Below are 10,072 nucleotides of genomic sequence, written 5' to 3'. Positions count from 1 at the left end.
GGTCGGGTCGGTGGGCGGGTGACCCCCCCCCCCCCCCCCCCCGTCCCCCCCCCCCCCCCCCCCCCCCCCCCCCCCCCCCCGATGCGCTGCTCCCGCTCAGAGCAGACCAAGCAGGCCGAAAATCAACGAGAGCAGGCCAAGGTGCTTACCGTCCTTGTGGTGGTAGCCACCGTGATGATGGTGCTTGCCGTGCTTCTTGCCATGATGATCGTGGCCCGACGAGGACGCCGCGGGGGTCTGCGGAGCGGCCGCGGCCGTGCCGGCGAGCGGTACGACGGTGGCTGCAGCGATCGCCGCGGCGGCGACGGAACGTCCTATCGACTTGCGCATTGCGTTCTCCAGTTAGGCAGGAAATCGGACATTCCGATAAGTACCGCACTGAGCCGCGACCCCAGCAGACACGACGGCCGGCCACCCCAACGGCCCAGGAAATTGCTCCACTCGCGGTAGTGATCGGGCGCGAAGAGCCCGCGGATGTGCTGCTCAGAGCCGGATGACGACGAGGGCCGTGTCGTCGGTGGCGCCACCGGACGGCAGCAGCTCCGCCAGCAGGACATCGGCGAGCGCCTCGACGTCGGCGCCCCGGTGCCGGGTCAGACAGTCGGCCAGCCGCCCCAGACCGATGTCGATGTCCTCCCTCCGGCGCTCGATGAGCCCGTCGGTGTACAGCACCAGCACGGCGTCGTCGGCGAAGGCCACCTGCGCCTCGGGGCGGGCCACATGCTCGGGCCGGGCTCCCAGCGGCGGATCGGTCGCCTGGTCCAGCAGCCGCACCGCGCCGTCCGGGTGCAGCAGCGCCGGGGGTGGATGGCCCGCGCTGCTGTAGGCGATGGTGTGGGTGGTCCAGTCGATGATGGCCTGCACCGCGGTGGTGGACTCCGCGCCGGCCACCGAGCGGGCGTAGATGCCGAGCACCTCCAGGGCCTTGGCGGGGCCGCGGGCGACCCGCGTCGCGGCGCTCAGCGCGCTGCGGAGCTGGCCCATGACACAGGCGGCGTCCAGACCGTGGCCGACGACATCGCCGACGGCCACCGCCATCCGGTCCCCGGGCAGTTCGGCCAGGTCGTACCAGTCGCCGCAGACGTTGAGCGCACCGACCGCGGGCCGGTAGCGCACCGCGGCCCGGTGGTGTCCCACGGGCCGGGGCGCCGGGAGCATCGCGTCCTGGAGCGTCAGCACCACCTGCCGCTCGCGAGCATGGGCGGCTCGCAGGTCCTCGTTGACCTCCTGGAGTTCCTGCGCCCGGGCGACCAGCTCGGCCTCCAGCCGCTCCCGGTCGCCCTCCCCCTCGGTCTCGACCCGGACGGCGTCGGTGACCTCCTCGACCCGGTGGACGATCAGCCGCACCCGTCCCTCCGCGTCGAGGACCGGAGCGTTGACCGGACTCCAGTACCGTTCCTCGAACACACCCGGCCGGCCGGGCGACTCGACGTCGTAGCGCTGCAGCGCCATGGTGTCGCGTTCACCGGTGGCCACCACCCGTTCCAGGGAGGCCCGGAGATTGCGCGTCCCGGTGGCGTAGGGGTCGTCGGGGTTGTCGGGGAAGACGTCGAAGAGCGGGCGGCCGATCACTTGGCGGCGCTCCCGCCCGGCCCGGTTCAGCAGCGCCTCATTGGCGTCGGCGATCACGAACTGCGGGGTGAGCAGCAGCACCGCGCCCGGCAGCGCCTGGAAGACCGCCTGGTAGTCGATCGCCGGCTCGCTCACGTGCGGCCCGCATCCGACGGCGGGCGCCGCGCGCGCTCGCCGTCCACCTCGGGTGCGTTCCTCTCGGTCACCACGTGCGGAATGTTCCCGCCCGGACGGGCGGCGCGCATGCCGGGCCGGGTGTCCGCCGCCCCCGTCGGCGCGCGAACGGCGAGGCCGGTCCGGCAGTGGTACGACCGGGGCGGGTACGGCCGTCCGGGTGGGGAGATGCGACCCGGGCGGGCCGCTCGCCACGCGGAAGGCACGCCCTACCGTGCCTTGCGCGCCCGGCTCGGCTGGACCCGGGCCGGCTCGCCCGGCATCTTCGGGTGGTCGGGGGGATAGGGCAGGTCCCCCAGTCCCTCCTCCGCCGCGTGCCGGTCGGCGAGTTCCAGGACGGACTGCAGGCTGAAGGCGTGGTCGGCCATGTCGGCGTGCACATCGCCGAGTTCGGCGAAGCGCGGCGGGACCGTGCGCAGATCGAAGTCCTCGGGCGTGGCGTCGGCCAGCTCCTCCCAGCGCAGCGGGGTGGAGACCGTCGCACGCGGCCTGGCCCGCAGCGAGTAGGCCGAGGCGATGGTGCGGTCCCGGGCCATCTGGTTGTAGTCGACGAAGACCTTCGCGCCGCGCTCCTCCTTCCACCAGGCCGAGGTCACCAGGTCCGGCAGGCGGCGCTCCAGGGCCCGGGCCACGGTGATGGCGGCCCGTCTGACCTCGGTGAACGTCCATTGCGGCAGGATCGGTACATAGACGTGCACCCCGCGTCCGCCGGAGGTCTTGGGCCAGCCGCGCAGTCCGTGTTCGGCCAGCAGCTCCCGCAGTTCGTAGGCGACCCGGACGGCGTCCGCGAAGTCGGTACCGGGCTGCGGGTCGAGGTCGATCCGCAGCTCGTCGGGGTGCTCGGTGTCGGCGCGGCGTACCGGCCAGGGGTGGAAGGTCAGGCACCCGAGGTTGGCCGCCCAGAGCACGGCCGCGGGCTCGGTGGGGCACATCTCGTCGGCGAACCGGCCGCTGGGGAAGGCGATGCGGGCGGTGGGCAGCCAGTCCGGCAGCCCCTTGGGAGCCCGCTTCTGGTAGAAGAACTCGCCCTCGACTCCGTCGGGGAAGCGCTGCATGGTGGTGGGCCGGTCGCGCAGGCCCCGCAGCACCCCGTCCGCGACGGCGAGGTAGTACTGCGCGACGTCCAACTTGGTGAAGCCGCGCTCGGGGTAGTACGTCTTGCCGGGGTTCGACACCCGCACCGTGCGCCCCGCGACGTCCAGCTCGACAGCTCCGCCTCCGGCCATGCCTCCACGCTAGGGTCCGCGCCGCGCCACCGCGCGCCGGGGCCGGTCCCCAGGCGCCCTCGGCGCGCGGGGAGCGCCCCGAGCCCGCAGGATCGGGAGCATGGATCTGCCCGTCACGCCCCCGGTGTCGCCGATGCTCGCGAAGCTGGTGGCCGACATCCCCGCCGGCATGCAGTACGAGGCCAAGTGGGACGGCTTCCGGGTCATCGTCTTCCGTGACGGGGCGGACGTCGAGATCGCCAGCCGGACGACCAAGCCGCTCACCCGCTACTTCCCCGAGGTGGTCGCGGCCGTACGGGCCGAGCTGCCGCCGCGCTGCGTCGTCGACGGCGAGATCGTCATCGCCCATGACGGCCGGCTGCACTTCGAGGAGCTGCTGGAGCGCATCCATCCGGCGGACTCCCGGGTCCGTACGCTCGCCGAGCGGACGCCCGCCTCCCTGGTCGCCTTCGATCTGCTGGCGCTCGGTCCGGACGCGCTGCTGGACCAGCCGCAGGCGGCGCGCCGGGAAGCGCTGGTCGAGGCGCTGCGGCCGGCTCGGGCTCCGGTGTACACCGCGCCCGCGACGACGGACCAGGAGCTGGCGCGCCGCTGGTTCACCCAGTTCGAGGGGGCGGGGCTGGACGGGGTGGTCGCCAAGCCGCTGGACCTGCCGTACCGGCCGGGCGACCGCGCCATGTTCAAGATCAAGCATGCCCGCACCGCCGACTGTGTGGTGGCGGGCTACCGGCTGCACAAGAGCGGGCCGGTGGTCGGGTCCCTGCTGCTGGGTCTGCACGACAGCGCGGGCCGGCTCCAGCATGTCGGGGTGTGCGCCTCGTTCCCCATGGCCAGGCGGCGGCAGCTGGTCGAGGAGCTGGCTCCCCTGCGGATGGACGATGTCGCCGGCCACCCCTGGGGGGCGTGGACGGACGAGGCGGCGCACGCGTCCCGGCGGATGCCGGGCGGGCCCAGCCGCTGGAGCGGCGGCAAGGACCTGTCGTGGGTACCGCTGCGCCCGGAGCGGGTGTGCGAGGTCGCCTACGACCACATGGAGGGCAGCCGGTTCCGGCACACCGCCCAGTTCCGGCACTGGCGCCCCGACCGTACGCCGGAGAGCTGCACCTACGCCCAGCTGGAGGAGCCGGTGGGCTACGACCTGCGGGAGCTGCTGCAGGGCTGAGAGCGGCCGCGGGCCGGTCAGTGCTGGTCGGTGCCCGGGGGCCAGCGGCGCCGGCTCTCCCCCGGCGCGAGCCGGTCCACCACTTCGGCCAGTTCCGTGCAGGCCTGCTCGATCTTGCGCCGGATCGCGTTCTGCTCGGTGACGATCGCCGACAGCAGCAGTGCGGTGAGCGCCGCCGACGCGTTGAGCGCCTGCAGGTTGACCATCGCCTCCAGCAGGCTCTGGCCCTCGAACGGTCCGATGCGCGCGGTCGCCGCCGAGATCGCCAGTACGGACACCAGCAGCACGCAGGGCGCCGCCCCCGCGAGCTGGAAGCGCAGCGCCGCCCACACGATCAGCGGAAAGACCAGGAAGAGCAGGGAGAGCTGGCTCCTGGTCGCCATGAACGACAAGGCGACCGCCGCGGCCAGCAGTGCCGCCGCCTCGGCCCAGCGGTAGACGGGGATGCCGTGGGGCCGGCGGATCGTGCGGAGGGCGAGGACGAGCGGGGTGACGACGAGGACGCCCATGGCGTCGCCCACCCACCAGGCCGCCCAGGTCCGCCAGAAGCCCCCGGTCGGCAGCGCACCGGTCAGCACCTGGGTTCCGCTGCCCAGCGTCGCGCTGATCAGCATGCCGGCGAAGGCGCCGAGGGCGACCAGTGCCACTCCGTCGCGCAGGCGGTCCAGTTCGACGCGGAAGCCCGCCTTGCGGAGCATCAGGCAGGCGCACACCGGTGCGAGGGTGTTGCCCGCCATGACGCCGAGGACCGTGACGTCGAGCGGGCCGAGCGTGGCGACGATCGCCAGCGTGCCGAGGGCGATGCCCGGCCAGGTCCACATGCCCAGCAGGAGCAGGCTGCTCAGCGCGATGCCCGTGGGCGGCCATAAGGGCGTGACCACGGCACCGCCGACCACTACCGACTCCCGGAGACCGATCCATGCGGACGCGAAGTAGACGGCGGTGAGCACGAGGATGGTCAGGGCTGCCGGTGCGGGACGACGGAGTTCTTCGGTGCGCACCACATCAGCCATCAGACAACGCGGGCGGCCGGGCGTCGGCCACGACACGCGCGCCCGGGCCGCGCTTCACCCGGGGCTGCGGGCCACTGCCGTCGAAGCACAGCACGATCACCGCCGAGTCGTCGCTGTGCCCGGTCAGCTCGGCCACGCTCATCGCCGCGGCGGCCACCGTGGCCGGATCGCCGTCGGCGTTGGCGCACACCAGGCGGGTCACCTGCTGCAGCCCGGCCTCTATCGGGAACGACGGCCCCTCGACGACCCCGTCGGTGAGCAGCACCAACGCCCCGGAGGTGTCGAGCCGACGGCGGGTGACGGGGTAGACCTCGCCCGGCACGATGCCCAGCGGCACGCCCCCAGGGTCGTCGGTGAGGCCCGAGCGGCCGTCGCTGGTGGCCCAGATGCCGGGGATATGGCCGGCCCGGGCGCTGGACAGCTCCCAGGTGACGGGGTCGAAGCGGACGAAGGTGCAGGTCGCGAAGAGCCCGCAGTCCACCGACAGCAGCAGGTCGTTGGCCCGGCTCAGCACCTCGCCGGGGTCGGCGGCGTGCACCGCGACGGCCCGCAGCCCGAGGCGGATCTGCCCCATGAAGGCGGCCGCCTCCACGTCGTGGCCCTGTACGTCACCGATGCAGAAGGCCAGCGAGCCGTCGGGCAGCGGGAAGCCGTCGTACCAGTCACCGCCGATGTCCAGTCCGTGCCGGGCGGGGGCGTAGCTGGCGGCGGTGCGCAGCCCGGGCACTTCCGGCAGCCGGGTCGGCAGCATCTCGCGCTGCAGCGCCTCGGCCAGCTCGACCCGGGCCCGTTGCTTCTCGGCGCCTTCCCGCGCCTGGGCGGTCAGCCGGCCGAGGGTGGTCAGCAGATCGTCGGCGCTCGCCGACCGCGGGGGACGACGCCGAAGCATGGATCGCTCCAAGGTGCATCGGTGCATGGGCCACTGCGGGGGTGCACGCTCCGTGCGGCGGTCCGCATGGGCCTCCTGACCTGGCCTCATGGGGCTCCGGTGAGCCCACCTGTCCGATTCATCTTATTTCCGCGGTGCGACTTCCGCTTGACGGCGGGCGGCCGGGCCCCGGACCCCGGCGCGCGGCGTCTCGCGCAGCCGGACGGCTACGGGGAGCGATCGCCGCCGGGCCGCCCGTCGTCCCTCTTGCCGCCACCGCCGACCCGGGACGGGTTCACGCGGTCGCCGCCCGGTGGCGGACGCCGGAGCGCACGGCCCAGAAGAACACCGCGAGGGCGAGGGCGGCCACCGCGATCGAGTCGTAGGGGGCGGGCAGGCGGCCGGAGCCCTCGAAGGTGCCCAACCACGAGAGCACGGTCAGGCCGATGAGATAGGCCACCAGCCAGGCGCCGGTGCGCAGTTCGACGCCGAGGGGGCGGCTCGGGCCCGCGCCGTCGCGTTCGACGGCCGCCGCGTCGCGCGCACCGGGGCGGTGCATGGCCAGGAAGATCAGCAGGCCGGCGAGGACGAGGGGCAGTGCGAGGCGCAGATCGTGCCAGCCCGACCAGTAGACGAACTCGCCGGCCACCACGAAGCTCAGCGGCGCGATCCAGCTAAGCCCCGGCACCCAGCCCGCCGTCCGCCCGCCCGGTTCGGCGCGGAACACCGCGACCGCGACCGCGGAGGCCGCGTAGATCAGCAGATACATGTCGCCCATGACGCTCACGATGTCCTGCCAGCCGCCGAACGGCAGCAGGAAGACCACGATGACCAGGAGGTTGATCACCAGTGCCCGGCGCGGGATTCCGTAGCGCTGGTTGACCTTCATGAAGTACCGGGGGATGGTGCCGTTCTTGGCCAGCGCGTAGGTGTGCCGCGCGTCGATCGCCACGCCCACGTACGCCGAGCCGCCGGGCGAGATCACCGCGTCCGCGTAGAGCAGGCTGGACAGCCAGTGCAGGTTGAGGATGAGGGCGAGCTGGCCGAAGGGGGAGTCGAAGGAGACGCCCTGCCAGCCGTTGCCGAGCAGGTTCTCGGGGACGGTGAAGAGGTAGGCCAGTTGCAGCGCGAGGTACATGGCCACGGCCAGGGCGATGCCGGTGAGGACCGCGGCCGGGATGGTCCGGCGGGGGTTGCGGGTCTCGCCCGAGAAGTCCAGCGGGGCCTGGAAGCCGTTGACCGAGTAGACGATGCCGCCGCCGGCCAGCGCGGTCAGGCAGGCCACATAGCCGTACGGCGCGAAGCCGCCGTGGTCGGTCAGCCGGCCGGAGTGCCAGCCGGAGGCGATCAGCGCGAACACGGTGACCACCGGGATGGCGATCTTGAACACCGTGATCAGGTTGTTGAGTTGGGCGAACATCCGCACCGCGAACCAGTTCAGCGCAGTCAGCAGCACACTGAGTCCGGTGGCCAGGGCCAGGCCGGAGAGGGTGAGGGTGTGGCCGTTGTAGATACCGGGGAGGTAGTGGGCGGCGTACTGCATGATCGCGCTGATCTCCGCCGCGGTACCGCCCACCGACAGCAGCGTCGACCAGCCGATGAGGGTGCCGACGAGCCGGCCGCTGGCGAACAGCGGCCAGCGGACCGTGCCGCCGCCCTCCGGCCGGGACGCGCCGAGCTCGATCAGGACCAGCGCGACCAGTCCGCACAGCAGTCCGGCCCCGATCCAGGACAGCAGCGCGGCGGGCCCGGCCGTCTGCGCCGCGTACATGGCGGCGAACAGCCAGCCGGAGCCGACGATGTTGGAGAAGCCGATACCGGTCAGCCCCCAGAACCCCAGGTCCCGGCGCAACCGGCGCTCCTGCGCCCGTACTTCCGGCGCGCCCGCCGCGCCGCCCCCCTCGGATGCCTGGCCCTCTGCCACGAAAACGGTTCCCCTCGATGCGCTGTTCCGCCTCGCTGGACCCTACGTGACGATCTTCGGGCCGCGGTCCGCCGCTCCCCCGGGTGCACGCCGTGCGGTGGCCTCAGGCGCAGGTCCAGCAGCCGGACCAGCATGCGGAGGGACGCACCGAGTGCCCCCTGGGGTGCCGCCGGTCGGCCGGGCGCTCCTCGGCGGGGGCGCCGGCGGCGAGTGCGTGCAGGCCCGCGAGCTGGGCACACAGGACGACGGCGATCGCGGCGAGCTCCTCGGGCTCGGCATGTCCCTTCTCGATCCGCAGCGACAGCGCGGGGGGCTCGACGGCGGGCGCGCTCTCCTCGGCCGGCGCCCCCGCGTCGGCCGGTGGGCCCGCGTCGCCCCGTGCGGTCTCCTCACCCGGTGCGGGCTCTTCGAGCTGGGTGCCCTCGCCTGTGGTCCGGTTCTCGTCGGTGAATGCGTTCATAGCTGGGGGTCCCGGGGCTCATGGGCGGTGCGGGGCATGTGACAGCCCGCCCCGGCATCTCGCCATGCCGGGTTCGGGGCCGTGTTCGGGCAGGTCACAGGGGTGACGCTAGAAGCGTGGCGGGGCGCTGTCGCGCGGGAGGGCGGTCCGCCTGGGCCATTCGGGCGACCGGCCGGCGCCGCGCGCGTGATATCCGCCGCCCGGGCCGTGTTGGTCCCGGTCCTCATGCCGGGGCCCGCGAGCATGTCGCACAGGTACGTGCAGGCACGCTGGTGCCGGATGACGTAGTCAGGATGGCGGGACGATGAGACGTGATCAGGCCGGCGACGAGCGTGCCCCGGTGCGGGACGACGGCCGCCGAGGATTCCTCAAGTGCGCTGCGGGGCTCGCCGGGGTGGCGGCCGCGGGGCTGGGCCAGGAGGCGACCGCGGCGGACCGGTCGGCCGGCGCGGTACGCGACGGCGGGCGGACACTGCCCGACAGGGTCCCCTTCCACGGACGCCATCAGGCCGGGATCGTGACCCCCCAACAACTCTTCGCCGGCTTCGCGGGCTTCGATGTGCTGGCCGACAACCGCGAGGGCCTGGAGAAGCTGTTCCGGACGCTCACCCACCGGTCCCGGGTGCTGGCGGCCGGGGTGAAGCCGAAGGACGAGCAGGTCGCCGCGGAGGAGCCGACCCCCGACTCGCTCACCATCACGCTCGGTGTGGGGGCCTCGCTGTTCGACGACCGGTTCGGGCTCTCCGGGCACAAGCCGCGGCATCTCAAGGCGATGCCGGCCTTCCCCGACGACCGGCTGGAGCCGGCCCGCTGCCACGGCGATCTGTCGCTGCAGATCTGCGGCCAGCACCCCGACGCCATCGTCCATGTGCTGCGCGATGTGGCCAGGGAGACGGACGGGTTGCTGCGGCCCCGCTGGCGGTCGGACGCCTTCCTCAATCCGTCCCGGCCCTCGGGGTCGCCGCGTACGTTCGTCGGCTTCAAGGACGGCATCGTCAATCCGGACACCGAGTCGGCCAGGGAGATGGACCGGCTGTTGTGGGTGACGCCGCCCTGCGGTGAGCCGGACTGGGCGCTGGGCGGCAGCTACCAGGTGCTGCGGCTGATCCGCTTCCACGTCGAGAAGTGGGACAAGGTACCGGTGGAGCGCCAGGAGAAGATCTTCGGCCGGCGCAAGGCGAGCGGCGCGCCCCTGGACGGCAGGCACGAGACCGACCTGCCGGACTACCGCAAGGACCCGCACGGCGAGGTCATCCCGCACGACGCGCACATCCGGCTGGCCAACCCGCGGACCGCCAAGACCGACGACTCCCGCTTCCTGCGGCGGAGTTACAACTACAACAACGGGTTCGACACACACGGCCGGATGGACCTCGGCCTGGTCTTCTGCGGCTACCAGCAGGATCCGGAGCGGCAGTTCGCGACCGTGCAGCAGCGTCTCGAACACGAACCGCTGGCCGAGTTCATCACACCCATCGGCGGCGGCTACTTCTTCGCGCTGCCGGGAGTCCAGGACGCCGACGACTGGTTCGGCTCCCAGCTGCTGAAGAAGATCTGAGCGGACGGCGGCGGGGGGGGGGGGGGGGGGGGAGGACGGGGCTAATCGCCACCCAAGCCACCAACGGTGGGGGAGAATAAGTAGAGGAGCGGGGGGGGCGGTCCTCACACCACCC

The 10,072-nt window shown here is 73.0% G+C and carries 9 protein-coding genes; 2 read left to right on the top strand and 7 right to left on the bottom strand.

Annotated features, from left to right (window positions below):
- Positions 1-96: 96 nt before the first annotated feature.
- The 3 genes from AC0680_RS17530 to ligD all read right to left on the bottom strand — a co-directional run bounded on the left by AC0680_RS17530 (position 97) and on the right by ligD (position 2,972).
- On the bottom strand, positions 97-330 hold the full coding sequence (locus AC0680_RS17530; protein ID WP_478629332.1) for a hypothetical protein: 234 nt from the start codon (positions 328-330) through the stop codon (positions 97-99).
- Between the two features lie 153 nt (positions 331-483).
- Positions 484-1,707: a PP2C family protein-serine/threonine phosphatase gene (locus AC0680_RS17525; RefSeq protein WP_478629329.1), complete on the bottom strand. Its 1,224-nt coding sequence runs from the start codon at positions 1,705-1,707 to the stop codon at positions 484-486.
- A gap of 248 nt (positions 1,708-1,955) precedes the next feature.
- Positions 1,956-2,972 (bottom strand): non-homologous end-joining DNA ligase, encoded by a 1,017-nt coding sequence (gene ligD / locus AC0680_RS17520; RefSeq protein ID WP_478629327.1) that lies wholly within the window; start codon positions 2,970-2,972, stop codon positions 1,956-1,958.
- Positions 2,973-3,072: 100 nt separating this feature from the next.
- Between ligD and AC0680_RS17515 the strand changes: the two genes are divergently transcribed.
- Positions 3,073-4,134, top strand: coding sequence for an ATP-dependent DNA ligase (locus AC0680_RS17515; protein ID WP_478629325.1), 1,062 nt, complete (start codon positions 3,073-3,075; stop codon positions 4,132-4,134).
- 17 nt (positions 4,135-4,151) lie between these two features.
- Here AC0680_RS17515 and AC0680_RS17510 read toward each other — a convergent pair whose 3' ends face one another.
- The 4 genes from AC0680_RS17510 to AC0680_RS17495 form a co-directional block, all read right to left on the bottom strand.
- On the bottom strand, positions 4,152-5,138 hold the full coding sequence (locus AC0680_RS17510; RefSeq protein WP_478629734.1) for an MASE1 domain-containing protein: 987 nt from the start codon (positions 5,136-5,138) through the stop codon (positions 4,152-4,154).
- Between the two features lies 1 nt (position 5,139).
- Entirely contained in the window at positions 5,140-6,036 is an 897-nt protein-coding gene (locus AC0680_RS17505; protein WP_478629323.1) for a PP2C family protein-serine/threonine phosphatase, read from the bottom strand.
- A 274-nt stretch (positions 6,037-6,310) separates the two neighbouring features.
- Positions 6,311-7,867 (bottom strand): APC family permease, encoded by a 1,557-nt coding sequence (locus AC0680_RS17500; RefSeq protein WP_478629731.1) that lies wholly within the window; start codon positions 7,865-7,867, stop codon positions 6,311-6,313.
- A gap of 175 nt (positions 7,868-8,042) precedes the next feature.
- Positions 8,043-8,399, bottom strand: coding sequence for an acyl-CoA carboxylase epsilon subunit (locus tag AC0680_RS17495; protein WP_478629322.1), 357 nt, complete (start codon positions 8,397-8,399; stop codon positions 8,043-8,045).
- A gap of 304 nt (positions 8,400-8,703) precedes the next feature.
- On the opposite strand from AC0680_RS17495, the gene efeB reads away from it, so the two are divergent.
- On the top strand, positions 8,704-9,957 hold the full coding sequence (efeB, locus tag AC0680_RS17490) for an iron uptake transporter deferrochelatase/peroxidase subunit (RefSeq protein ID WP_478629320.1): 1,254 nt from the start codon (positions 8,704-8,706) through the stop codon (positions 9,955-9,957).
- Positions 9,958-10,072 lie beyond the last annotated feature (115 nt).

It is taken from the genome of Streptomyces sp. NPDC043738 (genome assembly GCF_056436545.1).
This window is presented reverse-complemented; position numbering and strand designations above follow the sequence as displayed.

Coding starts and splice junctions, on each gene's coding strand:
- AC0680_RS17530 (WP_478629332.1), bottom strand. CDS start 330: ATGCGCAAGTCGATAGGACGTTCCGTCGCCGCCGCGGCGATCGCTGCA.
- ligD (WP_478629327.1), bottom strand. CDS start 2,972: ATGGCCGGAGGCGGAGCTGTCGAGCTGGACGTCGCGGGGCGCACGGTG.
- AC0680_RS17515 (WP_478629325.1), top strand. CDS start 3,073: ATGGATCTGCCCGTCACGCCCCCGGTGTCGCCGATGCTCGCGAAGCTG.
- AC0680_RS17505 (WP_478629323.1), bottom strand. CDS start 6,036: ATGCTTCGGCGTCGTCCCCCGCGGTCGGCGAGCGCCGACGATCTGCTG.
- AC0680_RS17495 (WP_478629322.1), bottom strand. CDS start 8,399: ATGAACGCATTCACCGACGAGAACCGGACCACAGGCGAGGGCACCCAG.
- efeB (WP_478629320.1), top strand. CDS start 8,704: ATGAGACGTGATCAGGCCGGCGACGAGCGTGCCCCGGTGCGGGACGAC.